We start from the raw sequence: 26,306 nt of genomic DNA, 5'->3' as shown, positions 1-26,306 counted from the left end.
TGAGCCGATGGACGTGGAAATCATCGATGTGGCACCCTGGCAGCCCTACGAGCGGGTAGCCAACCAATTCCACTGCGGCCGAGTGTTTCTCGTCGGCGACTCGGCCCATACCATGCCGCCGTTCAAGGGCGGCGGGGCCAACACCGCCATCCAGAGCGCGCATAACCTGGCCTGGAAACTGGCCGCCGTCGTGAACGGGACCGCCGGCCCGGCCCTGCTGACCACCTACCATGCCGAGCGACACCCGGTCGGGCGCTTCAACGCTCGCCAGTCGCTTAGCGGGCCGTCGCTGGGCTTCCTGCGGTTGGACGACGACCGGCCCATGTTGCCGCCGGACGAGGAGGCGCCGATGTTCGCGCTGCTTATCGGCTACCAATACCGCTCGGGCGCAGTGGTTTCCGATGATCCCGGCCCGGCGGATCCCGACGCCGTGTCGCTGATCGACGAATTGCGCGGGCAGCCCGGCACTCGGGTGCCGCATGTGTGGGTGCGCGAGGGGGTTTCGACGCTCGACCTGCTGGGCCCGGGATTCACCGTGCTCACCGGCGACGAACGCTGGTGCGCCGCCGCGGCTTCGGCGTCGGTGGCCGCGCATCGCATCGACAGCGACGAGTGGGCGGCGGTCACCGGGCTCGGCCCTTCCGGCGCGCTGCTGGTGCGCCCCGACGATTTCGTCGGCTGGCGCTGTGACTTTCTGCCCGACGATCCCGAGGGGCAACTGCGGGCGGTGCTTGCGAAGATCCTCTGCAGACCATGACCGCGCTCCGTGAGCAGACACAAAAGCGCATGGCCAAAGCGTGTTGCGTGCGATTATGTGTCTGCTCGGCGGCGTTAACCGGCCGTCGGTGGGCGGTTCAGGTGCGTCGCGATGCGGTCAGCGAGGCGGTCAGGTTCTCGTCGCACGTCGTCGACGACGATTGGGATGATCGTCCACCCAAGCTCCTGGATCTTGGCCCACCGCGTCTTGTCGCGAAGCATTTCCTCGCGGCCAACGTGCCAATCGACGCTCTCGTATTCTGCGGCCAAACGCAGATGCGGCCATGCGAAGTCGACGCGCCACAACTGGCCATCGCGTCCGACGATCGGATGCTGCAGCTCGGGAAGCGGTAGCCCGCGATCGATCATCACCAGCCGCGCCTCGCTTTCCATGGGCGATTCCGCACGGCCATCCGCAAAGGGCAACAGTGCGCGCACAGCAACTATGCCTCGACGTCCTCGCTGCTCGATAACGGCTCTCCGGATTTCATTGCGAGTGCACTTCATTGAGCGCAACGCCGCGTCAAGCGTCGCCAGCGCCCGCGGCCGGCGCAGTTGCCTTGCGACCTCCACTGCAGTCCATCCCGGTGCCGTCGCGAGACGACCCCCAATTCGTTGGAGCCGGGCACCGGTTCGTTGGTGAACCATCAAGCCGGCCGTAGGGCGCATGCGCACACCGGGATCGAGAACGTGAATAGCTCTCGTGTTCTCGGTGTCGAATCCGTACAAGGCCGCGGCGGTGCCCAGGCAGGCCACCGCATGTCGGCCCATGAAGACGTCCAAGGCGGCCAACCGCCCCAGACAAGTTGGCTGTGTGGCGCCGTAGACCCCGTGCCATACGCGGACCAGCCCACCGTTTCGGACTTGAACGTCGAGTTGTTGACGGGTCATGACTGTCAGCAGTTGGGACGTCGTCGCGAACCCGCCGACTTCCTGCATCAGCTTTAGCGCGTCGGTGAGCACCGCGGAAGCATGCGGTGGCCCGGCTCAATTGACCAGTCACGCCTGGGGATTAACCGCCGAGCAGACGCAAAATCGCACCACGCGGGCACCGCGAGTGCGATTTTGCGTCTGCTCGCGCTAGAAGGTGCCGCTGCGGCTTACAGCGGGATGTTCTTGTGCCGACCGCGGCGCGCCGGGGCCTGAGCCAGCGCCTCGGTGAGCTTGCTGCGGGTGTGCGACGGGTCGATCTTCTCGTCGACCACGCCGATCTCGATGGCGCTGTCCACACCACCGGCGATCTTCTCGTGTTCGGCGGCGAGCTGGTCGTGCAGCGCCTCACGCTCGTGATCGGCCGCGGCGGCCAGCTTTTTCTTGTGCAGGATGCCGACGGCGGCCTTGGCGCCCATCACCGCCACCTCGGCGTCCGGCCAGGCGTACACCTTGGTCGCGTTGAGCGACCGGGAGTTCATCGCAATGTAGGCCCCGCCGTAGGTCTTTCGGGTGACCAGCGTGACCCGCGGAACCGTGCACTCGCCGAAGGCGTGCAGCAGCTTGGCGCCGCGGCGCACCACGCCGCCCCACTCCTGGTCGACGCCGGGCAGGTAGCCGGGCACGTCGACGATCACGACCAGCGGGATGCCGAACGCGTCGCAGAGGCGCACGAAACGTGCTGCCTTCTCGGCGCTTTCGGAGTTCAGGCAGCCGCCCAGACGAAGCGGGTTGTTCGCCAGGACACCCACCGTGCGGCCGGAGAGCCGGCCCAGCCCGATCACCATCGACGGCGCCCAGTTGGCCTGGAACTCGTCGAACGGGGTCTCGGCGTCCAGGATCGCGGTCACGATCGGACGCACGTCGTAGGCCCGCCGCGCCGACTCCGGCAACAGGGCGTGGATGTCGGTGTCACCGGCCTCGGCCTTGGTGCGGTCGAAATGGCCCTGCTGGCAGAACAATCCGACCAGGCGACGGCCGCGCTCGTAGGCGTCGAGCTCGTCGTCGGCGACGATGTGGCACACGCCGGACTTCTTGTGGTGGGTCTCCGGGCCGCCGAGGGATGCCATGTCGACGTCCTCGCCGGTCACGCTGCGCACGACGTCGGGCCCGGTCACGAACACCCGGCTCTCCGGCGCCATCACGATCACGTCGGTCAGCGCCGGCCCGTAGGCGGCGCCACCGGCGGCGAAGCCGACGACCACCGAGATCTGCGGGATGTAACCGGACGCACGGATCATCGCCTCGAAGACCGTCCCCACCGCGTGCAACGCCTTCACGCCCTCGGCCAACCGCGCACCGCCGGAGTGCCAGATCCCGACGATCGGGCTCTGCTCCTCGATGGCGGTGTCGTAGGCGTTGACGATGTGCGCACAGCCCTCGATACCCATGGCGCCGCCCATGACGGTGCCGTCGGTGCAGAAGGCGATGGTGCGCACACCGTTCACGGTGCCCGACGCAGAAAGCACACCCGAGCGGTCACGCTCGTGCAGCAGCGCGACGCTGCCCTCGTCGAAGAAGTTGCTCAGACGCAGCAACGGGTCCCTGGGGTCGAGCGATTCGCCGACCGACGCGGGGGCCATGATTGTCATCGCAGGTCTCCTGTTCTCCGGTGTGCTCTCTGGTTGGGCAGCGATGGTCAGTACCGCCCGAAGGCGATCGCGACGTTGTGCCCGCCGAATCCGAACGAGTTGTTGATCGCGTACTCGTACTTGCCCGGCCGCGGCTTGCCCGCCACCACGTCCAGGTCGATCTCGGGGTCGAGGTTTTCCAGGTTCAGCGTCGGCGGAATCACCTGGTCCCGCAGGGCCAGCACCGTCAGGATCGATTCGACCGCACCCACCGCGCCCACCGAGTGGCCCAGCGCGGCCTTGGGCGCGTAGACGGCCGCATTGCCGCCGTGGGGGCCCAGCGCGTTGTTGATCGCCTTGCCCTCGGCCACGTCACCCACCGACGTACCCGTCGCGTGGGCGTTCACGTGGTGGATGTCGCCGGGGGTCAGGCCGGCGAGCTGAATCGCCCGGCTCATCGCGTGCCCGGCCCGAAGCCCGTTGGGGTCCGGCGCGACCATGTGGTAGCCGTCCGAGGTGATGGCGGCCCCCATGATGCGGGCCAGGATGTTGGCCCCCCGAGCCTTGGCGTGCTCCTCGGTCTCGATCACCATGAGCGCCCCGGCCTCGCCGAACACGAAGCCGGTGCGATCCCGGTCGAACGGGCGGCAGGCACCCGCCGGGTCGTCGTTCTTGGTCGACATCACGATGCGCATCTGGGCGAACGCCGCGATCGGCACCGCCTCGATCTTGGTCTCGACACCACCGCAGATGGCGATGTCGGCCTCGCCGAAGACGATGTTGCGCCACGCCTGGGCCACACCCTCGGAACCGGACGCGCACGCCGACACGGGCGTGATCACGCCGGCCTTGGCGTGCCGTTCCAGACCCACCGCCGCCGCGGCGCCGTTGGGCATGTATTTCTGCACACCGAGCGGGGAAACCGCCCGCATGCCACGGGCGCGCATGTCGTCGTAGCTGAAGACCATTTCCTCCGACGAGCCCAAGCCGGTGCCGATGGACACCATCAACCGGTCGGAGTCGACCTCGGGCGAGCCGGCGTTCTCCCAGACCCGGCGGCTCAAGATGGTCGACATCCGCTGCAGGTAACCCGTGCGCCGCAGCTCGACACGGGTCATCTGGCTGTCGAATTCCTCCAACAGGTGCCCGCCGATCTTGACCGGCAGGTCGAACTCCTCGACGAACGGGTCCTCGAGTCTGCGGATACCACTTTGTCCGTCCTGCAACAACTTCCAGGTGTTCTCGGCGTCAGTGGCCAGTGCGGTCGTCATGGCGACGCCAGTGACGACCACATTCGGGAGCGTTTTCCCGGTAACCAGCTCTGTCATGGGTCTTGCAAACGTTCCTTTCGTACTTGTCCGGCACCTCCGCGGGCCGCTTGCTGAGGCCCGCCTCGTCGCCGGACGTCGTGCTCAGTACCGCCCGAAGGCGAGCGCCACGTTGTGGCCACCGAATCCGAACGAGTTGTTGATGGCGTAACGGAAATCGCCGTAGCGGGGTTCGCCCGCGACAACATCAAGATCGATCTCGGGATCTGGCGTTTCGTAATTGAGTGTTGGCGGTATCACGCCGTCCCGAAGGCTCAATACCGTGAGGACAGATTCCAGCGCGCCGACCGCGCCGATGGAGTGGCCCAGAGCCGACTTCGGTGCGTACACCGCCGCCTGCTCGCAGCCCGCGACCCGGATGGCGTTGGCCTCGGCCGTGTCGCCGATCGGTGTCGCCGTGCCGTGCGCGTTGACGTGGTCAATGTCCTTGGGGGACAAGCCAGCCAACTCGAGCGACCGTTGCATCGCCCGGCCGGCGCGCACGCCGTCCGCGGCCGGCGCAACCATGTGGAACGCGTCCGAGGTGATGCCCGCACCCATCAACCGGGCCAGCGGCTTGGCGCCGCGGGCCTTGGCGTGCTCCTCGGTCTCGATGATCATCAGGGCCCCGGCCTCGCCGAACACGAAGCCGTCGCGGTCCTTGTCGAACGGGCGCGAGGCGCGTTCGGGCTCATCGTTGCGAGTGGACATCGCCCGCATCATCGAGAACGCCGCGATCGGCAGCGCCTCGATGGGACCCTCGACACCGCCGCAGACGGCGAAGTCGGCGTCACCCATCGCGATCTGGCGCCACGCGTGCGCGATCGCCTCCGAGCCCGACGAGCATGCCGACACCGGGGTGATGACCCCGGCGCGAGCGCCCAGTTGCAGACCCACCACCGCCGCGGCGCCGTTGGGCATGATCATCTGGACGGCGAGCGGCGACACCTTGCGGGGGCCGCCCTCGTTCATCAGGTCGTAGCTCTCGACGATCCGCTCGGCGCCACCGAGCCCGGTGCCGACCACGACCGAGAACCGGTCGGGGTCGACCTCCGGGCTGCCCGCGGACTCCCACAGCTGAGTGCTGAGCAGCTTGGCCAACCGTTGGACGTACGACATACGCCGCAGGTCGAGCCTGCTCATGTGCTCGTCGATGGGCTCCTTGAGGTGCCCACCGATCTTGACGGGCAGGTCCCACTTGGTGACGAACTCGTCCTCGAGTACGTGGATGCCGCTTTCGCCGGCCAACAAACCCTTCCACGTGCTCTCGATGTCCGGCGCGACCGACGTCGTCGCCGTGACGGCGGTCACCACAACGCTGGGGTAACCGCCATTAGCAGTGGAAGGCTTGCTCACTTGTCCGCTTCCATCCTCGCCTTGACGTTGGCGACGGCGTCGGGGTTCTCCGTCTCCAGCTTGGCGCGCAGGGCCTCGGCAGCCTCGGGGTTCTCTTCCTCGAGCTTCTGGATGTAGGAGACGACGTCACCGACGGTGCGCAGACCGGCGAGGTCCTCGTCCGGGATCTTCACGCCGTACTTGTCCTCGGTCTGCACCGCGATCTCCACCATCGACAGCGAGTCGATGTCCAGGTCGTCGACGAACGACTTCTCCGGGGTGACCTCGGACGGCTCGATACCGGTGACCTCTTCGATGATCTCCGCGATACCGGCGATGATTTCTTCCTGGCTGACGGCCACAGCGTCTTCCCTTCGTGATGTGTTGTGTTAATCGAACAGAGCGTTCTTATAGAGCGTTATGTGGTTGTACTGGAAGCGGCTTTCTACAGTTCAGCCAGTGCGTCCAGGTCTGCGGGTGCCTTGACGGCGCGGGTCGTAACCCCCCGAAGTTCGCGTTTGGCGATGCCGGTCAGAGTGCCCGCGGGCGGGAACTCCACGGCCGCCGTGATCTCCCGGTCACGCATGGTCGCCGTGCACAGGTCCCAGCGCACGGGCTGGGTGAGCTGGGCGACCAGCGCCTCCATCGCCGCCGCCGCGGAGGCGACGGGCTGGCCGTCGCGGTTCGACAGCAGCGTGGCGGTGGGCTCGGCGGTCGCGACCGCGGCCGCCGCGGCGGCGTAGCGGTCGAGGGCCGGAGCCATGTACTTGGTGTGGAACGCCCCGGCCACGCCGAGGGCGCGAACCCGGGCCTTGGCCGGCGGGTCCTCGGCCAGCTTCTCCAGCGCCGTCAGCGGGCCGGCGGCGACGATCTGGCCGGCGGCGTTGCGGTTCGCGGGGAACAGGTCGAGCTGCTCGAGGCGGGCCAGCACCTCGGCCTCGTCACCGCCGAGCACGGCGGACATGCCGGTCGGCTCGATGGCGCACGCCTTGGCCATCTCGGCGCCACGGGTGGCGGCCAGCGAGACGGCGTCGTCGGCGGCCATCACACCGGCGATCGCGTACGCCGCGATCTCGCCGACGGAGTGGCCGGCGACGATCAGCTCCGCGCCGGAGAGCAGGCCGCGCTTGGTGAGCTCCTGGTGGGCCAGCAGGGTGGCGGCGACGACCAGGGGCTGCGTGACCGCGGTGTCGGTGATCTCTTCGGTCGACGCGGTGGTGCCCAGCCTGACCAGGTCGAGGCCGCTGGCCTTCGACCACAGGTCGAGCTGGTCCGCGGCACCCGGCAGGTCGAGCCACGGCGAGAGCATCCCCTCGGTCTGCGAACCCTGTCCGGGCGCAAGCAAAGCAATCACGTGTTTAAGAGAACACTGTGGAAACGGTTTTGGCGGGTGTAACAGATTATGAACCTGGTCTTAGGTTTTTGTGTACTCCCCACAAAACAGCTCCGTAAGCTACATGTTCGATACCGTTGCTTGATCTGTTGCCTGGGTCACTATTACTCCGATTGACCGACGATAGCCGCCCTGACCGGCAGCGGAACAGGGGGCAGCGGGTTGGTGCCGACGCTGGCGGTCGGGGTGGGGTAGTTGAGCTGGCCGACCGTCGCCGCCACGCGCAGCACGTATGCGTCGCGGGGCTGGGTCGGATCGCGTCCCGTGAAGTCGGTGATCCGCTTGAGCCGGTAGCGCACCGTATTTGGATGAACGAACAACTTTCTGGCACAAGCTTCAATCGCGCCGCCACAATCCAAATAAGCGTCAAGAGTCTCGATGAGCGTCGGTCCCGCGTCGGCCAGCGGCCCCATCACGTCGGTGTGCAACGCGACGATCGCGGACGCGTCGCCCATCAGGGCGCGTTCGGGCAGAAGTTCCCGGGCCTGAACCGGCCTCGGTGCGCCCCGCCAGCCGCCGACGGCGTTCATCCCGGAAATAGCCTCGCTGGCGCTGTGATAGGCGGCCGTCAGCATCGGTGCGGTGGGCCCGATGACCACCGGGCCGTCGGAAAAGGCCTGCAGCAGATCGCCGAGGAATTTGTCGGTTGGCGACAGTTGGCCGGAAACTATAGCGACCAGCCAGGTGCCGTGGACGTCGGTGAGGGCGGCGCGGCCATGCTGGGCGGCGATGTCGCGGACGTGCTGGCTGGCCCGCTGGTCGTCGCCGGGCCCGGTGGAGCCGTCCCGCCCGGGGGCCGGGACGCCGACCACGACGGTCGCCGGGGCGGTGGTGTCCCAGTTCAGCGCCGCGGCCCGGGACAGCAGTTCGGGGCCGGTGTCGCCGCGGACCACCGCGTCGACGACGCTGGCCTCCATCCGGCTGTCCCACGTGCCGCGGGCCTCGGCGGCGTTGGCGTAGGCCGAGGCCGCGGTGAACGCCAGGTCGCGGCTGTACTTGAGGACACCCACGGTCAGGGCCGTCAGCTGCTCCTCGGAGCGGGCGACCAGCGGCAACACCTCCTCGAAGAACTCCATGGTGACGCGCACCATGTCGACGCTGTGCCGCAGCGCGATCCGGCGGGCCAGATCCTGGGGCACCAGCTCGAAGGCCTGGGCGGTGTAGCTGACGTTGCTGTGTGGGTCCTGCATCCACTCGACGAAGTTGTTGATGGCCGTCTGCACCACCAGCGCCACGCTGGCCCGCTGCGAGGCTTCCAGGTCGGCGAAGAAGGGCAACCGGTCCTGCATGACCGAGACCGCCTCGGTGGCCAGCCGGCCGGAGTATTGCTTGAGCCGGCGCAGCACGGAGTCGGGCACCGTGTTGAGCATCTCCAGCGGCGACCTGGGCTGCTTGGCGAACGGACCGGCGAACGGGTTGTCATTCACCCCTAAAACCTACGCCACATTTTGGAAGTATCCGCCAAAGAGGTGGGCGGTTTTGCGCCGTTGTGCGGCTGGCCGCACACTCGCGGGGGAGCGGGGGAGCGGGTGCGGCGGGTGCCCGGCCAGCGGGGCGCTCACGGCCCAGCGCCCGGCTGGCGGGGCGCTCGCGGAATCTTGGGCGCTCAGGCGACCCCGGGGTCGGACGTCTGCTCTGGCGCGGCCTGGACGTCGTCGATCTTGTACTGGCGGGCGGCCGCGACCGGCACCGACGGGTCGATCTCACCGTCGCGCGCCAACGCCTCCAGCACCGCTACCACCTGCGACTCGGCGTCGGTGTTGAAGTAGCGCCGGGCGGCGGGCCGGGTGTCGGAGAAGCCGAAGCCGTCGGTGCCCAGCGTGACGAACGTGTTGGGCACCCACGGCCGGATCTGCTCGGGCACGGCGCGCATCCAGTCCGACACGGCGATCACCGGCCCGTCGGCGTTCGACAGGGCCTGGGTGACGTAGGCGGTCCCGGCCGGTCGGTCCGGGTGGCGCAGCTTCGCCTTCTCGATGGACAGGCCGTCGCGGTTCAGTTCGCCCCAGCTGGTCACCGACCACACGTCGGCGGCGACGTCCCACTCGGCCAGCATCTCGGCCGCCTGCAGCGCCGACGGCATCGCCACCCCGGAGGCCAGGATGTGCGCGGTGTTGGCGCGCTGTTCGGTGGCCGCGCGGTAGCGGTAGATGCCCCGCAGCACGCCCTCGGGGTCGAAGTTCTCCGGCTCCGGCGGCTGCACGTACGGCTCGTTGTAGACGGTCATGTAGAAGTACACGTCCTCGGGGTCCTCCCCGAACATCCGCGCCAGCCCGCTCTCCACGATGTAGGCGATCTCGTAGGCGAACGCCGGGTCGTAGGCGACCACGGCGGGATTCGTGCTGGCGAGCAGCAGCGAGTGACCGTCGGCGTGCTGCAGCCCCTCGCCGGTCAGCGTGGTGCGTCCCGCGGTGGCCCCGAGCAGGAAGCCGCGGGTCATCTGGTCGGCGGCGGCCCACAGCCCGTCGCCGGTGCGCTGGAAACCGAACATCGAATAGAAGATGTAGATCGGGATCATCGGCTCGTTGTGCGTCGCGTACGAGGTGCCGGCCGCGATGAACGAGCCCACCGACCCGGCCTCGTTGATGCCCTCGTGCAGGATCTGCCCGACTTCGCTCTCCTTGTACGCCAGCATCAGCTCGGCGTCGACGGCGGTGTAGAGCTGGCCCAGGCGGTTGTAGATCTTCAGCGACGGGAACCAGGAGTCCATGCCGAATGTGCGCGCCTCGTCGGGAATGATCGGCACGATGCGCGGCCCAATTTCCTTGTCGCGCAACACTTCCTTGAAGGTACGCACGGTCGCCATGGTGGTGGCGACCTCCTGGGTGCCCGATCCCTTCTTCAGCGCGGCGTAGATTTCGCGCCCGGGCAGCTTGAGCGCCTTGGCCTTGGTGCGGCGCTCGGGCAGGAACCCGCCGAGGGTGCGCCGGCGGTCGAGCAGGTAGCGGATTTCCGGGGCGTCCGATCCCGGGTGGTAGTAGGGCGGCAGGTAGGGATTTTCGTCCAGCTGGGCGTCGCTGATCGGGATCCGCATGGAGTCCCGGAAGCGCTTAAGGTCTTCCAGCGCAAGCTTTTTCATCTGATGGGTGGCGTTGCGGCCCTGGAAGTGTGCGCCCAGCGAGTAGCCCTTGATGGTCTTGGCCAGGATCACCGTCGGTTGGCCCTTGTGGTCGAGGGCGGCCCGGTAGGCGGCGTACACCTTGCGGTAGTCGTGGCCGCCGCGCTTGAGGTTCCAGATCTCGGCGTCGGTCATGTTCTCGACGAGCGCCTTGGTGCGGGGGTCGCGGCCGAAGAAGTGGTCGCGCACGTAGGCGCCGTCGTTGGCCTTGTACGTCTGGTAGTCCCCGTCGGGGGTGGTGTTCATCAGGTTCACCAGCGCGCCGTCGCGGTCGGCGTGCAGCAGGGCGTCCCACTCGCGGCCCCAGACCACCTTGATGACGTTCCAGCCGGCGCCGCGGAAGAACGACTCCAGCTCCTGGATGATCTTGCCGTTGCCGCGCACGGGGCCGTCGAGGCGCTGCAGGTTGCAGTTGATCACGAACGTCAGGTTGTCCAGGCCCTCCAGCGCGCCGACGTGCGCGAGCCCGCGGCTCTCCGGCTCGTCCATCTCCCCGTCGCCGAGGAAGCACCACACGTGCTGGTCGGAGGTGTCCCTGATGCCCCGGTCGTGCAGGTAGTGGTTGAACCGCGCCTGGTAGATGGCGTTGAGCGGGCCCAGGCCCATCGACACGGTTGGGAATTCCCAGAAGTCGGGCATCAGCCGGGGGTGCGGGTAGGACGGCAGCCCGCCGGCGGCGTGGCTGTGTTCCTGGCGGAAGCCGTCGAGCCGGTCCTCGCTGAGCCGGCCTTCGAGGAAGGCTCGCGCGTAAATCCCGGGCGACGCGTGGCCCTGGATGAACACCTGGTCGCCGCCGCCGGGATGCGACTTGCCCCGGAAGAAGTGGTTGAACCCGACCTCGTACAGCGCCGCCGACGACGCGTACGTCGAAATGTGGCCGCCGACGCCGACTCCCGGGCGCTGCGCGCGGTGCACCATGATTGCGGCGTTCCAGCGGATCCAGGCCCGGAAGCGCCGCTCCACGTCCTCGTCGCCGGGAAACCACGGCTCGAGTTCGGTCGGGATCGTGTTGACGTAATCGGTTGACGTCAGCGACGGAATGGCGACGCGCTGCTCGCCGGCCCGTTCCAGCAGCCGCAGCATCAAATAGCGGGCCCGCGCGGGCCCGGAGCGCTCCAGCAGCTCGTCGAAGGATTCCAGCCACTCCGACGTTTCCTCGGGGTCGATGTCGGGCAGGTACGACGCCACGCCTTCACGGATCACCCGAACGCGGTCGGGTTCGCTTGCGCTGCTAGGGGTTTTGGCCAGATCGTGGCGCGCGAACTCGGTTGTCAACGCACTCTCCTGTAGTTGGCGGGGTTTGTGCCCTCGGGGTGCCGTGCACCGTCTCCCCCTATCGTGCCGCACCGGCGTTTCGCGGGGCTAGCCGACATCGGGTAGCTGACGCGGGTTCACCCGGCGGACACGAACAAGCGCGTAGCGAAACGATCGGGGAGGCCACCCGGTAACGTCATGAGCCGTGCTCAGTGGATGGCGTGCCGTCCTTGCGGGGGGCTCCCCCAGGCGAGGCGCTTTGGCGCTCGGATGTATAGCGGCGACGCTGATGGGGATCGTGGGGTGTACCACCGTCACCAACGGCACCGCCACCCCCGACACCCAGGTCGCCCCGGCGTATCGGCAGTCGGTGTCCGCGTCGGTGTCCGCGTCGTCGGCGACCTCGCGGGTCCGCGAGTCCCAGCGGCAGCAATCGCTCACCACCCGGGCCGTGCGCACCTCGTGCGACACGCTGGCCACGTCGAGCAAGGACGCGATCGACAAGGTGAACATCTTCGTCGGCGCGTTCAACGCGGGCCGCAGCACCGGCCCGACGGAGGGCCCGGCGATCGACGCCCTGAACAGCAGCGCCGACACCGTGGGCAACAGCTTCAGCGATGCGCTGTCCCAGCAGCTGAAGGACGCGTTCAACACGTATATCGACGCGGCCCGGGGGGTTGCCAACGCGATCGGCACCCACGCCGCGACGGGTGAGTTCAATCGGCGCGTGGACCGCCTCAACGACGCCAAGACGAAAGCGCTGAAACTGTGCCTGGCATCCTTCTAAAGGCGCGGGTGTCGACGCGGTTGCGGCTGTGCGACGATAATCCCCATCGCACGGCGCGGGACGGTTTAAGGAGGCTCCACGGTGGTCGCGGCGGATCACGCCCCGAGCTACGCTCGCAAACTGGGCATCCAACGAGACCAAGTTGTCCAGGAATGGGGCTGGGACGAGGACACCGACGACGAGATCCGGGCCGACGTCGAGGAAGCGTGTGGCGCTGAGCTGCTCGACGAGGACACCGACGAGGTGGTCGACGTCGTGCTGCTGTGGTGGCGTGACGGGGACGGCGACCTGGTGGACACCCTGATGGACGCGATCGGTCCGCTGGCCGAGGACGGCGTGATCTGGGTGCTGACGCCCAAGACCGGCAAGCCCGGCCACGTCCTGCCTGCCGAAATCGCCGAGGCGGCCCCGACCGCCGGCCTGATGCCGACGTCGTCGGTCAACCTGGGCGACTGGAGCGCCAGCCGACTGGTGCAGCCGAAGTCCCGAACCGGGAAGCGTTGATGCTGCCCGTTGGCGCCACCGCCCCGGATTTCACACTGCGCGACCAGAACCAACAGCGTGTCACCCTGAGCTCCTACCGCGGCGCCAAGAACGTGCTGCTGGTGTTCTTCCCGCTGGCCTTCACCGGCATCTGCCAGGGCGAGTTGGACCAGCTGCGCGACCACCTGCCCGACTACGAGAACGACGACAGCGCGACGCTGGCGATCTCGGTGGGTCCGCCGCCCACGCACCGAATCTGGTCGCTGGAAAGCGGCTTCACCTTCCCGGTGCTGTCGGACTTCTGGCCGCACGGCGAGGTCAGCCAGGCCTACGGCGTGTTCAACGACGAGGCCGGCTACCCCAATCGCGGCACGTTCGTCGTCGATAAGGCCGGCATCATCCGGTTCGCGGAGATGAAGCAACCCGGCGAATCGCGCAACCAGGGGCTGTGGACCGAAGCCCTGGCGGCCTTGCGGGGCTGAGCGGGCCTGACGCGGGCTTACAGTTTTGAGTACCGGCCCTTCGGACGTGTAGCCTCCCCGGGGCACGGGCGCGTAGCTCAGTGGTAGAGCTCTGGTTTTACACACCAGCGGTCGGCGGTTCGATACCGTCCGCGCCCACTCATCCGCTTCGCGGGCACAACGCCATCGCGACTTGCAGGCTCGATTTTCGCCGTGGCCGCACGCTCGGGCCCTCATCGCGAGTCCCGGTGCTCACCCCGACGCTGTTGCGTGGGTACGAGGGGCGGGTTCGGGACTTCGACGTGGAGTTGGTCGACGGCGTGGGCCACTGGTTCGCCGAGCAGCGCCCCGACGTCCTGCTCGACCGGCTCCGCGGCTTCCTCGCCGGCATCTGACCCCCGCTCGCACAGGTGGCCGAGGGCACCCTTGCGCGCATATCTGCAGCTCGCCTGTCTCCGGATGCTAAATACGAGTCCTCTTCGGTCAAGACCTATGGGCCGCTGGTGCCGCACAGTTGATGCACTACATCGAAAGCAAAGGAGCCTCGCGATGACCACCACCACCGAGCACGTCGACGTGTTGATCGTCGGGGCCGGAATCTCCGGCATCGGGGCGGCGTACTACCTGAAGACCAGGCGGCCGGCCAAGACCTTCGCGATCGTGGAGGCGCGCGGTGAGATCGGCGGCACCTGGGATCTGTTCCGCTACCCGGGGATTCGCTCCGACTCCGATCTACACACCTTCAGCTACGAGTTCAAGCCGTGGGAGAACGACAAGGCGATCGCCAGCGCCGATGCCATCATGGTCTACCTGCGCGAGACGGTCGCGGAAAACGACATTGCGCCCGCGATTCGCTTCCACCACAAGGTGATCAGTGCGTCATGGTCGAGCACCGACACCCGGTGGACGGTCGACGTCGAGCGCACGGACACCGGTGCGCGGGTGCGCATCACCTGCGGCTGGCTGTTCTGCGCTGGCGGTTACTATCGCTACGACCAAGGTTTCACCCCTGAGTTCGAGGGCCGCGAACGGTTTTCGGGGCAGATCGTGCATCCGCAACTGTGGCCGGAGGACCTGGACTACAGCGGTAAGCGCGTGGTCGTCATCGGCAGCGGCGCCACCGCAGTCACGCTGGTTCCGGCGATGGCCGACGCCGCGGCCCACGTGACGATGCTGCAACGCTCACCGACCTACGTCCTGCCGGTTCCCGCGAAGGACCGTATCGCCAATGCGCTGCCCAAGCTGGTGGGGCGTAAGCGGGCGTACGCGATCACCCGGCGCAAGAACATCGCCAAGCAGCGCGCGGTATTCCGGCTGTGCCAACGCCATCCCGACACCGCACGGCGCATCATCCGCTACCTCAACGCCAGGCAGCTACCGAAGGGATACCCGGTCGACGAGCACTTCCGGCCGGCCTACAACCCGTGGGACCAACGGCTCTGCGCGGTCCCCGACGGGGATATGTTCGCCGCGATCCGCAACGGCAGCGCCTCGGTGGTCACCGATCGGATCGACACCTTCACGGAGAAGGGCATCCGGCTCGTGTCCGGGCGGGAGCTCGAGGCCGACATCATCGTGACCGCGACCGGGCTGAACCTGCTGGCATTCGGCGGCATCACCCTGACCGTCGACGGTGCACCGGTGAACCTGCCGGAGAAGGTCGCCTTCAAGGGGATGATGCTCGACGGGGTGCCCAACTTCGCCTACTCGTTCGGCTACACCAACTCGTCGTGGACGTTGAAGGTCGGCCCGGTGTGCGAGCACCTGTGCCGCCTGCTCGACCACATGGACGCGCACGGGTACGCGGTGTGCTACCCGCACATCAGCGGGGAGATGCGCACCATGCCGCTACTGGAAGTGCACGCCGGCTACGTCCAGAGGGCGGTCGAGGAGTTCCCGCGCCAGGGCGACCGCCAGCCGTGGCGGACGGCGATGGACCACCTCGCCGACGCCAAGATGCTGCGCGAGAGCTCCGTCGCGGATGGCAACTTGACTTTCATCCCGGTGGCGGCGATGCGCACACCTGATGCGGCGATGAGCGCGTGAGCGCGACCATCCATGACGAAAGCCGAAGGAACAATGAACCTCATCGCACCAGTCGACGCCTTCTGCCTGCTGGCCGAGTCTCGCGAGCACCCGATGCACGTCGCCGGCCTGCAGTTGTTCACGCCGCCGCCGGGCGCCGGCCCGGAGTTCGCTCGCGACATCTACGACGCCTTGGTGGCGGGCGGCCACGTGGCTCCCGCCTTCCGGAAGCGTCCGGCCAAGACGCTCGGTGCGTTCAGCAACGCCCTGTGGAAGTTCGACGAGGAGATCGACCTCGGCTATCACGTGCGGCGCTCGGCGCTGCCCGCGCCCGGACGGGTCCGCGAGTTACTCGAGTTGACGTCGCGGCTGCACGGAACCCTGCTCGACCGGCACCGCCCGCTGTGGGAGACACATCTGATCGAGGGGTTGGCGGACGGACGTTTCGCGGTCTATACCAAGATGCATCACGCGGTCGTCGACGGCGTGTCCGCGCTGCGAATGTTGCAGGGCGCCTTGAGCGCTGACCCGCATGACACCGTGATTCGGGCTCCCTGGGCACCGCCGCCGCGGCAGAAGCGGCCGGCTCGTGGGCGCCGCGCGATGCTGGCCGACGCCATTGCGACCGCGGCCGGCTTCGCGCCGGCGACGCTGAAGCTGACCCGCGCCGCGCTGCTCGAACAGCAGCTGACCCTGCCGTTTCGGGCTCCGCGCACCATGCTGAACGTTCCGATCGGCGGTGCCCGGCGGTGCGCCGCCCAGTCCTGGCCGCTGGACCGCATCAAGGACGTGAAGAACGTCGCGGGAATGACGGTCAACGACGTCGTTCTGGCCATGTGCGCCGGCGCATTACGCTCCTACCTCACCGATCACGAGGCGCTGCCGGACAAGCCGCTGACCGCGATGGTCCCGGTGAATCTGCGCACCGAACGCGACGCGGACGGCGGCAACGTGGTCTCTGCTGTGTTGTGCAACCTGGCGACCGACCGCGACGATCCGGCCGACCGTCTGCGGACCATCCATGAGTCCATGCGCGACAACAAGCTGGTGCTGTCCGAACTGCCACGCGCCCAGGCGATGGCGTTGGGGATGGGCTTGCTGGCGCCGGCCGCTTTCGGCGGGATTCCGGGCCTCGGCGCGGCAACGCCGCCGCCGTTCAACATCGTCGTCTCCAACGTACCGGGTGTGCAGAAACCGTTGTACTGCAACGGGGCCCGCCTCGACGGAAACTACCCGTTGTCGATCGCCGTGGACGGGCAGGCCCTCAACGTCACGGTCGCCACCAGTGCCGACAGCCTCGACTTCGGTCTCGTCGGATGCCGTCGCGCCGTCCCGCACCTGCAGCGCCTGCTCGGCCACCTGGAAACCTCACTCAAGGACTTGGAGCGGGCTGTCGGACTGTGAGGTCAGGAAAAGGCGGGATGTCTGCGGGGTCTGAGGGCGCGCCGGTAGGCCGCCGGCCCGGTGCCGAACCAGCGCTTGCAGGATCGGGTCAGCACGCTTTGTTCGGTGTAGCCGAGCTCTCGGGCAAGGTGAGACAGGTCGATGTCGGTGTCGCGCAGGTAGTGCTCGGCGGTTTCGCGCCGCAAGTCGTCGATCAGCTCGAAAAACGTTGTGCCTTCGTCGGCTAACCTGCGTTGCAACGTCTTGGGATGGATGTTGAACTGCGCCGCGATCACCTCGAGCTTCGCGGCGCCGGTGGGCAACAACTGCCGGGCGATCGTGCGCACCGACTGGCTCATGTCCGGGCCGCGCGGGCCGATCAGCGTGCTGAGGTATTCGACCACAGCCCGGTGAGCCAGTTCGTCGTGCTGGAGCGAGCCGCTCAAGTCGGCGGTTCGGAGAGTGAACCCGGCGACCGGCTCCGCGAAATACGGCCTGCATCCGAAGTATTCGCGATACTGCGCGGCGGGGGTGACCGGCTCATGGGGCACGTGCACCGAAAGCGGGCAGTACGCGGCGCCAAGCAGCAGCCGCAGCACCTCCAGGATCACGCCGAGCGACAACTCCACGCTTTGGATGACGGGCGGCAGGCGCTCCATGAGGATGTGAAACTCGAAAAAAGAACGTTCGGGACGGTCCGGCACCGGCGCGGCGCGGACCGACAGGGCGGGGCTGTACGCGGCAAGAAAGGTGCCGAAGATCGCCATCGCGTCACCCACCGTGGCCGCCGTGCGGGCCGCCACCCCCACCGGACCGAGGATCTCGATGCCCTGCCGCCGGGCCAGGCGGCGGCCGAAATCCGGTGTGGCCGTTTCTTCGGCTGCCGACTCCAAGGCGAAAACCACTCCGCGCAACGGCACGAACACCTCGTAATGGCCGATGTCCATGGGCCGTATCCCCGCGCGCGCCAGCAGCCGTCGTGGGTCACCGCCCAGCTCGGTGACCAGTTCGGGATAGTTCGACAGCGCCGTGCCGCGCACCACCGACATGCTCCGGGATGCTAGTAGCGAACGGACCCCGGTGTCGTCAAAAGCCAAAAGGTAGTCTCTGACGGTCAAGACCGAAGGCATGCCACTTCGGCATCGTGGAGTCGGCGGTACCAACACCGCCCTTCCACCGATGCGGGGGAAGTCACTGCAGCCCAAGGAAAGACCATGACGCTCGCCGCTGAACCAACATCGGCCAAGACAAGCTCCGGAACGCCGTTGCCGCTGGCGGCCCTGCCGCAGGGCGAACTCCTGACGGTCAACGAGGGGGACAACCCCCTGCTGCGCGACGCGCTCGCCCCAGGAGTGCACTTCAAGCCGCTTCGCCTCGATTTGGAAGCCGGCTGCTGGGTGGTGCTGGCCGTCTTGAGTCCCGGAGCCCAGTTGCCCGTGCACTACCACACCGGCACCGCGGAGGCCTACACACTCTCGGGTCGCTGGTACTACCTCGAGTACCCCGATCAGCCGCAGACCGCCGGTTCGTATCTGTACGAGCCGGCCGGCTCCGTGCACACCTTCGTCTGCCCGGAGTCCAACACCGAGGACACGGTCGTGTTCATCCGCGTCGAGGGAGCCAACATCAATTTCACCGAGGACGGCCAATTCCACTCCGTCCTCGACGCGGTGATGATCCGCCACCTGACCCCGGTGGTCGCCGAGGCGCAACAAGCGGGGCCGGTCAATTACATCGGCGGTGGGGCCGCCGGCACGGTTAGCCAGCACTGACAACGACAAGGAGATCCACATGAGCACCTCGATAGAGACCACCCCCGAGCAGGTGAAAGCGCTCGTCGCGCGGCCGGCCGACGCCCCGGTGGTGATGGTCAATCTGCTGAAGTTCAAGAACCCCGGCGGCCTCGAGCGCTACCTGCAATACGGGGCGGAGGTCGCGCCGCACCTCGAGCGCGTCGGCGCGAAGGTTCGCTTCGGCGGCACCGCCCCCGCGGTGGTCATCGGCGAGGGTCAAGAGCCGTGGTGGGACGCGATCCTGCTCGTCGAATACCCGACGCCGGGAGCGTTTTTGGAGATGGTCACCACGGAGGAGTACGCGAAGGTCCACGAGCACCGCGCCGCCGCGCTCGACCGCGGCGACCTGATCGCCACGTCGACATGGATGTCCGCAGAACAGTTCAGTTGACCGCGGTGGCCATGATCGCCGTGCGAGTAGCGACCGCGATACCCGCGGAGCCGGCCCGGCAACCGGCCGGCTCCGCCGGTTCGCGTCCCTGTCGCGCTCTCACCCATTCGCGGCGGTCGTGGGCGTAACGCCACGGCGACTTTCGGCTCCGATCTTCGCCATGGCGTTACGCTCGCCCCGCACCGTGGCGGTGTGGCAACCTCAGGAGCGTGGACGAGCAACCCGTGGAACCGTTTCGCATCGACGTCCCTGAGGACGTCCTGGAAGACCTGCGCTCCAGGCTGGCGCGCACCCGATGGCCGGAAGCCGAATGCGTGGACGACTGGAGCCAGGGCATGCCGCTGGCCTACACCCGCGAGCTGGCCGGCTACTGGGCCGACGAATACGACTGGCGCTCACGCGAAGCCGCGCTCAACCGCTTCGACCAGTTCACCACCCAAATCGACGGGCTGGACATCCATTTCATCCACCAGCGATCGCCGCACGACGATGCGTTCCCGCTGCTGATCACCCACGGCTGGCCCGGCTCGATCGTCGAATTCCACAAGGTGATCGAGCCGCTGACGAACCCGGCGTCCGGGCGTGCAGAGGACGCCTTCCACGTCATCTGCCCGTCGCTGCCCGGATACGGGTTCTCCGGAAAGCCGACCCGCACGGGCTGGGGGGTGGAGAAGATCGCCGAGGCGTGGGAGGCGCTGATGCTGCGCCTGGGCTACGACCGCTACGGCGCCCAGGGCGGCGACTGGGGCGCCGCGGTGACCACGCAGATCGGGCGAAACCGGGGGCACTGCGCGGGAATCCACCTCAACATGCCCATCGGGCGGCCCACCCCGGAGTCCCTGAAGAACCCGACGGACGAGGAACAGCGGGCGATGGCCGCGATGGCCGAGCACCGCAAGTGGGGCACCGGCTATTCCAAGCAGCAGTCCACCCGGCCGCAGACGCTGGGCTACGGGCTGGCCGATTCGCCGGTGGGGCAACTGGCGTGGATCGTCGAAAAGTTCTGGGCGTGGGCCGATTGCGACGGCCATCCGGAGAACGCGTTCACCCGCGACGAGCTGCTCGACAACGTGATGGTCTATTGGGTCACCGACACCGCCGCGTCGTCGGCCCGCCTGTATTGGGAGAGCTTCAGGGTGTTCGGGCAGCTGGACCGAGTCGAATTACCCACGGGGGTCGCGGCTTTCCCGCACGAGCTGCTGAAGGCGCCGAGAAGCTGGTGCGAGCCGGTCTACAACATCACGCATTGGACCACGATGGAGCGCGGCGGACACTTCGCGGCGTTCGAGCAGCCGGAGCTGTTCGTCGACGACGTCCGCGCGTTCTTCGCGACGATCCGGGGCTAGACGATTCGCCAACCCCGCCGCGCACGAAATCGCATGTCCCACAGGTAGATTTGATACCCGAGGAGCCAGACCCCGTGCGGCAGGAAGAGGTCGGCCAGCCGCAGCGCGGACAGCAGCCACTCGAACCGGCGCTGCCGGCCCCGCGACCAGTCCAACCGCATCAGCGCGCGAAACTCCGGAGCCAGGAAACCCGTCGTCGCGAACAGGTTGAACGGGCCGGCCAAAACCCGCAACGGCCAGGGCAGGAACGCCAGCGACGCCACGCCGCGCAGATGCTCGCGCACCGGGGGGTCGATGCGCAGCTCGTCGAGCGAGCGCTTCCAGTACGCGTCGAAGGCCGCCCGGTCCGGCGGCCACATGCCCTCGGGCACCTGCAAAGTGGCGCCCAGCCGGGCGGCGTCGAGGTAGACGGCGTCGGCGGTGGTGTCGTCGAGCGGGCCGTGCAGGAATTCGTGCTGGTCCACGAAATAGCGGTACAGGCACGCGGCCACCCACAGCTGCAACTTGGGGTCGAAAGCGTTGTAGGGCACCGGGCTTGACGACGTCGAGCGGACCTGCCGGTGCACGGTGTCGACGGCGCCGCGAATCAACGCGCGGTCGGACTCGGTCCCGATGGTGGCGGCCGCGAGGTAGGTGCCGGTGGTGCGGGCTCGCTTGAACGGATGCTTGTAGACGTTGCCGCTGTCCACCGGGCTTTCCAGCACCCCGTACCCGACGCCCGGCAAGGACAACTGCATGATCACGTTCGCGGCCGGGAGCAGCAGTGCCGCCGGGTTCAGGAGGTCGGCGACCCGGGTCGCGGGCCGCTTCGTCGCGGACGACGCCATGCCTTCGAGTGAACCACGACCCGGACGTTAGAACCGGCCGAAAACGGGCACGCCTAGCAAAATGAGCACCCCATTCGGCGTTCCGGCCACGGGCCCGGCGCGCCACCGGGCGACCGCGTCGACGGCCACGTTCGACTCACCCTTGCTGATCTGGTGGGTGATCGTGGTGCTGATCGCCGCGGTGATCGTCGCGGGCCTCTTCGCCATGGCCTAGCGCTCGGCACGCGTGTGAGACGCTGCCAGGGTGTTGGCGACGCGGACGCGGCTGGCCGGCGTGCTGGCCGGCTACCTGGCCGACGTGGCGCTGGGCGACCCGGCGCGGGGGCATCCGGTCGCGGTGTTCGGCCGGGCCGCGGCGGGGCTGGAGCGCGTGACCTACCGCGACGCCAGGGGCGCGGGGGTGGTGCACGTCGGCGTGCTGGTGGGAGCGGTGGGCCTGCTGGGCGCCGCGCTGCAACGGGCCGCCGCGCGCGGCGGTTGGCCCTGGTCGATCGCGGCCACCGCCGCCGCCACCTGGGTGTCGGTGGGCGGGACCTCGCTGGCGCGCACCGGCTTGGCGATGTCGGAACTGCTGGAACGCGGGGACATCGAGGGAGCGCGCCGCCTGCTGCCCTCGTTGTGCGGCCGCGATCCGGCCTGGCTGGACGCCGCAGGCCTGGCGCGTGCGTCGCTGGAATCGGTCGCGGAGAACACGTCCGACGCCCAGGTGGCGCCGCTGCTGTGCGCCGCCGTGGGCGGGGTGCCCGCGGTGCTGGCGTACCGCGGCATCAACACGCTGGACTCCATGGTGGGCTATCGCTCGGCGCGCTATGCCCGATTCGGTTGGGCCGCAGCACGATTGGACGACGCAGCCAACTACGTCGCCGCCCGGGTGACGGCGGCGCTGGTGGTAGGTTCGGCGCCCTTCGTCAGCGGGTCGGCTTCGGATGCGGTGCGGGCCTGGCGCCGTGACGCCGCCCGGCACCCCAGCCCCAACGCCGGCGTCGTCGAGGCGGCCTTCGCCGGGGCGCTGGGCGTGCGCCTCGGTGGGCCCACGCAATACCACCACGAGTTGCAGATCCGGCCCACCCTGGGCGACGGCCACGAGCCGACGGTGGCCGACCTGCGGCGCGCGGTGGCGCTGTCGCGGACGGTGCAGGCGGGCGCCGCCGTCGTGGCGGGGCTGCTGTGTTACCTGCGGCGGCCGTAGCGGTCGGCGAGTTTCGCCTCCACGGTCTTCGGCGGTTCCGGGGCCCGCGCAGCCGCGGCCGGGGGTTGCTTTTCCCGGCGGCGGGCGCGGATCTCGGAATACACGAAGTAACCCAAACCCAGCGGCGCGACGATGCCGAACGAAATCCACTGGATGCCGTAGGACAGGAACGGACCGGCGTCCAGGTGCGGCACGCCGATGACGCCGAGCCCGCCGGGCTGGTCCTCGGTCAGCTGGAGATAGGACCCGGCGAGGGGGACCTTCATCAGCGCAGCGACCTGTTCGGTGTTGATCGAATACACCTGCTGCACACCGTCCTGGGTGAACGGGTCCTTGCCCGGGACGACGGCCTCGGAATCGCGCAGCCGCGCGGTGATGGTGACGGGTTCCCGGGGCGGGCGGGGGAACGGCGGCACCTGGGAGCCCTGCTCGGGCCGCACGTAGCCCCGGTCGACGAGGACCGTGGGCCCGTCGTCGACGACGAACGGCGCCAGCACCTCGAACGCGGGTTTGCCCTCGATCACCCGCAACCGCGCCAGCACCTGGAGGTCGGGCAGGTAGTGCCCGGTGGCCGTGACGCGGCGCCACTGCGCGTTCGGGGCCGCCGAACCTTGCTGCGGCAGCAGGGTTTTCAGGGGAACAGGCTCGGTGTTGAGGGAATACTCGATCTGGCGGTTCTCCCGCGACGTCCGGTTGTGCTTGCCCAGTTGCCACGGCGCCAGCACAGTGAAGCACAGGTAGGCGAACGCGATGACCACCAGCGCCAGCGCGATCCAGCCGGGCCGCAGCAAGAACGTCAACCGACGCATGTCAGGGCGATCCGTTCCGGTCCAGCCGATCGTCGACCCAGGCGTGCAGGCCGGGCAACGAGGCCTCGATGACGGTGAACACGTCCTCGAAGTCCCGCGCGTCGCCGTAGTACGGGTCCTCGACGTCGAGGGCGTGGGCGCCCGAACGCGGGTCGAACGACCTCAGCATCCGCACCCGCTCCTCGTCGACGCCCAGCTCGCGCAGCATCCGAAGATGGTTACGGCCCAGGGCCACCACCAGGTCGGCCGCCAGATGGTCCTCGCCGACCTGGGCGGCGCGGTGGTCGGTGGAGTAACCGTGGGCGCGCAGCACGTCGGTCGCCCGGTCGTCGGCGCATTCCCCGACGTGCCAGTTGCCGGTGCCCGCGCTGGTCACCCGCACCGCCTCGGCGAGGCCGCGGCGGCGCAGCTGGTCGGCGAACATCTTCTCGGCCATCACCGACCGGCAGATGTTGCCGGTGCACACGAACGTCACGTGCAGCGGCTCGCGCTCAGACACCGAGCACCGCCCGCAGTTCGTCGACGGTCGCGGCGTGCGTCACCGCCGTGGCGCCGGCGGCGGTCGCCCCGTCGGGGAAGTCGTCGCGGCCGTAGCCCCAGCCGACCACCACGGTGTCGATCCCGTGCGCGGCCGCGCCGTGCACGTCGTGGCTGCGGTCGCCGACCATGAGCACCCGATCGGGCAGCGGCTGCAGTTGCTCCAATGCGTGCGCCAGCACCTCGACCTTGGTCTTGCGCGAGCCGTCCGGGCTCGCCCCGGCGATGACCTCGAAATGCCGATCGAGCCCGAAATGGGCCAGGATGCGGCGCGCCGTCGGCTCGAGCTTCGACGTGGCCACCGCCAGCCGGGCGCCGGCGGCCTGCAGGTCGGCCAGCAGCGGCTCGATACCGTCGAACAGGGTGTTCATCGCCCAGCCGCGGTCGGCGTATTCGGCGCGGAAGGCCGCGATCGCCCGCTCGGCGTCCTCGCCCAGCATGGCGTGGAACGTGTCGTCCATCGGCGGGCCCACGATCTGGGCCACCAGGTCGCCGTCCGGCACGTACACGCCGACCTGCTCGAGCGCGTGCAGGAAGCTGGCCACGATCCCCTCCGCGGAGTCGGTGAGCGTGCCGTCGAGGTCGAAGATCACCAGCTCGGTCGCCAGGCGTGGCGAAGGGCGATCGGTGGACGTTGAGCCTGTCACCTCACCATTGTCCTCGATGCCCCGCGGCCGGGTGTGCCGGTGTCGCTGCCGCGCCCCGGCGCGGCCCACTAGTGTTTCTCGGATGGCGAGTCTGAACTTGACCCCGCCTGCGGCGCGCTATCACGGTGATCAGGCCGTCGCACCCGGGATGCTGGATTTCGCCGTCAACGTCCGTCACGCCCAACCACCCGAATGGCTGGTGCGGCGGCTGGCCGCGCGGCTGCCGGATTTGGCGCGCTATCCGAGCGCCCAGGACGTCCGGGTGGCGCAGGACGCGGTCGCCGAGCGGCACGGCCGGGCCCGCGACGAGGTGCTGCCGCTCGCCGGGGCGGCCGAGGGGTTCGCGCTGTTGAGCAACCTGCGTCCGGCGCGGGCGGCGATCGTCGCGCCCTCGTTCACCGAGCCGGCGGCAGCGCTCACCGCCGCCGGGGTGGCCGTGCACCATGTGGTGCTCGAGCCGCCGTTCGGCCTGGACGGGGTGCGAATCCCCGACGACGCCGACCTGGTCGTGGTCGGCAACCCGACCAACCCCACCTCGGTGCTGCACACCCGCGAGCAGCTCCTCGCGCTGCGGCGGCCGGGCCGCATCCTGGTGGTCGATGAGGCGTTCGCCGATGCGATCCCGGGCGAACCGGAGTCGCTGGCCGGTGACTCGCTGCCCGACGTGGTGGTGCTGCGCAGCCTGACCAAGACCTGGGCGCTGGCGGGGTTGCGGGTGGGCTACGCCCTGGGCTCACCGGAAGTCCTGGACCGGCTGACCGCTCAGCGCGCCCACTGGCCGGTGGGCACACTGCAGCTGACGGCGATCGCGGCGTGCTGCGGCCCGCAGTCCGTCGCCGAAGCGGCGGCCGGTGCCGAGCGTCTCACGGAGTTGCGCGCCGAGATGGTGGACGGTCTGACGTCGGTGGGTGCCGAGGTGGTCCACGGGCGGGCGCCGTTCGTGCTGTTCCGCCGCCCGGACGCCGTTGAGATCCGAAACAAGCTGCGAGACAAGGGGATTGCCATCCGTCGCTGTGACACGTTCGTCGGCCTGGACCAACGGTACCTGCGGGCCGCGGTGCGCCGGGAATGGCCGCTGCTGGTCGAGGCCGTCTCGGAGGTGTGCGCGTGAGCGTGCGGCTGGCCGACGTGATCGACGCGCTGGACGAGGCCTACCCACCGGGGCTGGCCGAATCGTGGGATTCGGTGGGCCTGGTGTGCGGGGACCCCGATGATGCGCTCGAGTCGGTGACCGTGGCGGTCGACGCGACGCCGGCCGTCGTCGGCGAGGTTCCCGACGGCGGGCTGCTCTTGGCCCATCATCCGTTGCTGATGCGCGGCGTCGACACGGTGGCGGCCAGTACGCCCAAGGGCGCGCTGGTGCACCGCCTGATCCGAACGGGGCGTTCGCTGTTCACCGCGCACACCAACGCCGACTCGGCCGCCCCGGGCGTCTCGGACGCGCTCGCCGAAGCCCTCGGCCTCGCCGTCGAAGCACCGCTGGAGCCGCGGACGGCCGCGACCGACCTCGACAAGTGGGTGGTCTACGTGCCGCGCGAGAACTCAGAAGCGGTGCAGGCGGCCGTGTTCGAGGCCGGCGCCGGGCACATCGGCGACTACTCGCACTGCAGCTGGAGTGTCAGCGGCATCGGCCAGTTCCTGCCGCACGAAGGGGCGTCGCCCGCGGTGGGCAGCGTCGGCACCGTCGAGCGGGTGGCCGAGGATCGGTTCGAGGTGGTCGCGCCCGCGCGGATCCGGGGAGCCGTGCTGGCGGCGATGCGCGCCGCCCATCCCTACGAGGAGCCGGCGTTCGACGTGTTCGCGTTGGTGCCCGCGCCGGGCGACGCCGGGCTGGGGCGGATCGGCGCCCTGCCCCGGCCGGAACCGCTGCGCGACTTCGTGTCCCGCGTGGACGCCGCGCTGCCGCGGACGGCGACCCGGGACACCGGCAGGTCGGGATCGCCCGCCGCGCGGACCCCCCAGGC

At 68.8% G+C, this 26,306-nt stretch carries 27 protein-coding genes and 1 tRNA gene; 15 read left to right on the top strand and 13 right to left on the bottom strand.

Annotated features, from left to right (window positions below; all coding sequences use genetic code 11):
* Positions 1 to 757: FAD-dependent monooxygenase (locus A9X03_RS09655; RefSeq protein ID WP_197696046.1), on the top strand; the 757-nt coding region annotated here is incomplete at its 5' end.
* Positions 758 to 831: 74 nt separating this feature from the next.
* On the opposite strand, the gene A9X03_RS09650 is transcribed toward A9X03_RS09655, so the two are convergent.
* The 8 genes from A9X03_RS09650 to aceE form a co-directional block, all read right to left on the bottom strand.
* Positions 832 to 1,719, bottom strand: a complete 888-nt coding sequence (locus tag A9X03_RS09650; protein ID WP_067890594.1) for a hypothetical protein — start codon at positions 1,717 to 1,719, stop codon at positions 832 to 834.
* Between the two features lie 137 nt (positions 1,720 to 1,856).
* Positions 1,857 to 3,278: an acyl-CoA carboxylase subunit beta gene (locus A9X03_RS09645; protein ID WP_067749662.1), complete on the bottom strand. Its 1,422-nt coding sequence runs from the start codon at positions 3,276 to 3,278 to the stop codon at positions 1,857 to 1,859.
* 47 nt (positions 3,279 to 3,325) lie between these two features.
* Positions 3,326 to 4,585 (bottom strand): 3-oxoacyl-ACP synthase KasB, encoded by a 1,260-nt coding sequence (gene kasB, locus A9X03_RS09640; RefSeq protein WP_068260761.1) that lies wholly within the window; start codon positions 4,583 to 4,585, stop codon positions 3,326 to 3,328.
* Positions 4,586 to 4,669: 84 nt separating this feature from the next.
* The gene (gene kasA, locus A9X03_RS09635; RefSeq protein WP_067749666.1) at positions 4,670 to 5,920 is read right to left on the bottom strand and encodes a 3-oxoacyl-ACP synthase KasA; all 1,251 of its coding nucleotides are present in this window, start codon (positions 5,918 to 5,920) and stop codon (positions 4,670 to 4,672) included.
* The gene (acpM, locus tag A9X03_RS09630; RefSeq protein ID WP_007170888.1) at positions 5,917 to 6,261 is read right to left on the bottom strand and encodes a meromycolate extension acyl carrier protein AcpM; all 345 of its coding nucleotides are present in this window, start codon (positions 6,259 to 6,261) and stop codon (positions 5,917 to 5,919) included. Before acpM ends, kasA begins: the two co-directional genes overlap by 4 nt.
* An 83-nt stretch (positions 6,262 to 6,344) precedes the next feature.
* On the bottom strand, positions 6,345 to 7,253 hold the full coding sequence (locus tag A9X03_RS09625; RefSeq protein ID WP_068260756.1) for an ACP S-malonyltransferase: 909 nt from the start codon (positions 7,251 to 7,253) through the stop codon (positions 6,345 to 6,347).
* A gap of 143 nt (positions 7,254 to 7,396) precedes the next feature.
* Positions 7,397 to 8,719: a CdaR family transcriptional regulator gene (locus tag A9X03_RS09620; protein WP_067749670.1), complete on the bottom strand. Its 1,323-nt coding sequence runs from the start codon at positions 8,717 to 8,719 to the stop codon at positions 7,397 to 7,399.
* Between the two features lie 179 nt (positions 8,720 to 8,898).
* A complete protein-coding gene (gene aceE / locus A9X03_RS09615) occupies positions 8,899 to 11,685 on the bottom strand; it encodes a pyruvate dehydrogenase (acetyl-transferring), homodimeric type (RefSeq protein ID WP_067749672.1) in 2,787 nt (928 codons plus the stop codon).
* 184 nt (positions 11,686 to 11,869) lie between these two features.
* On the opposite strand from aceE, the gene A9X03_RS09610 reads away from it, so the two are divergent.
* The 7 genes from A9X03_RS09610 (at position 11,870) to A9X03_RS09585 (ending at position 16,824) form a co-directional block, all read left to right on the top strand.
* Positions 11,870 to 12,451, top strand: a complete 582-nt coding sequence (locus A9X03_RS09610; RefSeq protein ID WP_082950078.1) for a hypothetical protein — start codon at positions 11,870 to 11,872, stop codon at positions 12,449 to 12,451.
* An 81-nt stretch (positions 12,452 to 12,532) separates the two neighbouring features.
* A complete protein-coding gene (locus tag A9X03_RS09605; RefSeq protein WP_067269553.1) occupies positions 12,533 to 12,955 on the top strand; it encodes a DUF3052 domain-containing protein in 423 nt (140 codons plus the stop codon).
* On the top strand, positions 12,955 to 13,416 hold the full coding sequence (locus A9X03_RS09600) for a peroxiredoxin (RefSeq protein ID WP_067749675.1): 462 nt from the start codon (positions 12,955 to 12,957) through the stop codon (positions 13,414 to 13,416). The genes A9X03_RS09605 and A9X03_RS09600 overlap by 1 nt, the downstream gene beginning before the upstream one ends.
* Before the next feature lie 66 nt (positions 13,417 to 13,482).
* Positions 13,483 to 13,554, top strand: a tRNA-Val gene (locus A9X03_RS09595).
* Positions 13,555 to 13,643: 89 nt separating this feature from the next.
* Positions 13,644 to 13,790: a hypothetical protein gene (locus A9X03_RS29165; RefSeq protein WP_156669933.1), complete on the top strand. Its 147-nt coding sequence runs from the start codon at positions 13,644 to 13,646 to the stop codon at positions 13,788 to 13,790.
* A gap of 154 nt (positions 13,791 to 13,944) precedes the next feature.
* Positions 13,945 to 15,441: an NAD(P)/FAD-dependent oxidoreductase gene (locus A9X03_RS09590; protein ID WP_067749677.1), complete on the top strand. Its 1,497-nt coding sequence runs from the start codon at positions 13,945 to 13,947 to the stop codon at positions 15,439 to 15,441.
* 33 nt (positions 15,442 to 15,474) lie between these two features.
* Entirely contained in the window at positions 15,475 to 16,824 is a 1,350-nt protein-coding gene (locus A9X03_RS09585; protein ID WP_067749679.1) for a wax ester/triacylglycerol synthase family O-acyltransferase, read from the top strand.
* A 2-nt stretch (positions 16,825 to 16,826) separates the two neighbouring features.
* Here A9X03_RS09585 and A9X03_RS09580 read toward each other — a convergent pair whose 3' ends face one another.
* Positions 16,827 to 17,852 (bottom strand): AraC family transcriptional regulator, encoded by a 1,026-nt coding sequence (locus A9X03_RS09580; protein ID WP_067890580.1) that lies wholly within the window; start codon positions 17,850 to 17,852, stop codon positions 16,827 to 16,829.
* 165 nt (positions 17,853 to 18,017) lie between these two features.
* On the opposite strand from A9X03_RS09580, the gene A9X03_RS09575 reads away from it, so the two are divergent.
* The 3 genes from A9X03_RS09575 (at position 18,018) to A9X03_RS09565 (ending at position 20,333) form a co-directional block, all read left to right on the top strand.
* Entirely contained in the window at positions 18,018 to 18,575 is a 558-nt protein-coding gene (locus A9X03_RS09575; RefSeq protein ID WP_067749684.1) for a 2,4'-dihydroxyacetophenone dioxygenase family protein, read from the top strand.
* 19 nt (positions 18,576 to 18,594) lie between these two features.
* The gene (locus A9X03_RS09570; RefSeq protein WP_067749702.1) at positions 18,595 to 18,987 is read left to right on the top strand and encodes a DUF1330 domain-containing protein; all 393 of its coding nucleotides are present in this window, start codon (positions 18,595 to 18,597) and stop codon (positions 18,985 to 18,987) included.
* Positions 18,988 to 19,211: 224 nt separating this feature from the next.
* Positions 19,212 to 20,333: an epoxide hydrolase family protein gene (locus A9X03_RS09565; protein WP_067890643.1), complete on the top strand. Its 1,122-nt coding sequence runs from the start codon at positions 19,212 to 19,214 to the stop codon at positions 20,331 to 20,333.
* On the opposite strand, the gene A9X03_RS09560 is transcribed toward A9X03_RS09565, so the two are convergent.
* Positions 20,330 to 21,160 carry an oxygenase MpaB family protein gene (locus A9X03_RS09560; RefSeq protein ID WP_067749686.1) on the bottom strand — a complete coding sequence of 277 codons (831 nt, stop codon included), beginning with the start codon at positions 21,158 to 21,160 and terminating at the stop codon, positions 20,330 to 20,332. The two genes, A9X03_RS09565 and A9X03_RS09560, sit on opposite strands and share 4 nt — an antisense overlap.
* Before the next feature lie 61 nt (positions 21,161 to 21,221).
* Between A9X03_RS09560 and A9X03_RS29160 the strand changes: the two genes are divergently transcribed.
* Both A9X03_RS29160 and A9X03_RS09555 read left to right on the top strand, forming a co-directional pair.
* Positions 21,222 to 21,374, top strand: a complete 153-nt coding sequence (locus A9X03_RS29160; RefSeq protein WP_156669934.1) for a hypothetical protein — start codon at positions 21,222 to 21,224, stop codon at positions 21,372 to 21,374.
* 30 nt (positions 21,375 to 21,404) lie between these two features.
* Complete coding sequence (locus A9X03_RS09555; RefSeq protein WP_067778488.1) at positions 21,405 to 22,349, top strand: cobalamin biosynthesis protein; 945 nt, start codon at positions 21,405 to 21,407, stop codon at positions 22,347 to 22,349.
* Here A9X03_RS09555 and A9X03_RS09550 read toward each other — a convergent pair.
* The 3 genes from A9X03_RS09550 to A9X03_RS09540 are packed head-to-tail and all read right to left on the bottom strand — an operon-like array spanning position 22,331 to position 24,342.
* Positions 22,331 to 23,158 (bottom strand): SURF1 family protein, encoded by an 828-nt coding sequence (locus A9X03_RS09550; RefSeq protein WP_067778490.1) that lies wholly within the window; start codon positions 23,156 to 23,158, stop codon positions 22,331 to 22,333. The two genes, A9X03_RS09555 and A9X03_RS09550, sit on opposite strands and share 19 nt — an antisense overlap.
* Before the next feature lies 1 nt (position 23,159).
* Positions 23,160 to 23,657, bottom strand: a complete 498-nt coding sequence (locus A9X03_RS09545; protein ID WP_067749691.1) for a low molecular weight protein-tyrosine-phosphatase — start codon at positions 23,655 to 23,657, stop codon at positions 23,160 to 23,162.
* Complete coding sequence (locus tag A9X03_RS09540; RefSeq protein WP_197696045.1) at positions 23,650 to 24,342, bottom strand: HAD-IA family hydrolase; 693 nt, start codon at positions 24,340 to 24,342, stop codon at positions 23,650 to 23,652. Before A9X03_RS09540 ends, A9X03_RS09545 begins: the two co-directional genes overlap by 8 nt.
* 82 nt (positions 24,343 to 24,424) lie before the next feature.
* Between A9X03_RS09540 and cobC the strand changes: the two genes are divergently transcribed.
* Both cobC and A9X03_RS09530 read left to right on the top strand, forming a co-directional pair.
* Positions 24,425 to 25,453 carry an Rv2231c family pyridoxal phosphate-dependent protein CobC gene (cobC, locus tag A9X03_RS09535; RefSeq protein ID WP_067749692.1) on the top strand — a complete coding sequence of 343 codons (1,029 nt, stop codon included), beginning with the start codon at positions 24,425 to 24,427 and terminating at the stop codon, positions 25,451 to 25,453.
* Positions 25,450 to 26,306: YqfO family protein (locus A9X03_RS09530; RefSeq protein WP_067749708.1), on the top strand; the 857-nt coding region annotated here is incomplete at its 3' end. The genes cobC and A9X03_RS09530, both read left to right, overlap by 4 nt.

This window comes from Mycobacterium sp. E1715 (genome assembly GCF_001667625.1).
Lineage (GTDB): Bacteria > Actinomycetota > Actinomycetes > Mycobacteriales > Mycobacteriaceae > Mycobacterium.
Note: the sequence above shows the minus strand (reverse complement) of the source record. Positions and strands in the feature narration are given on the sequence as shown.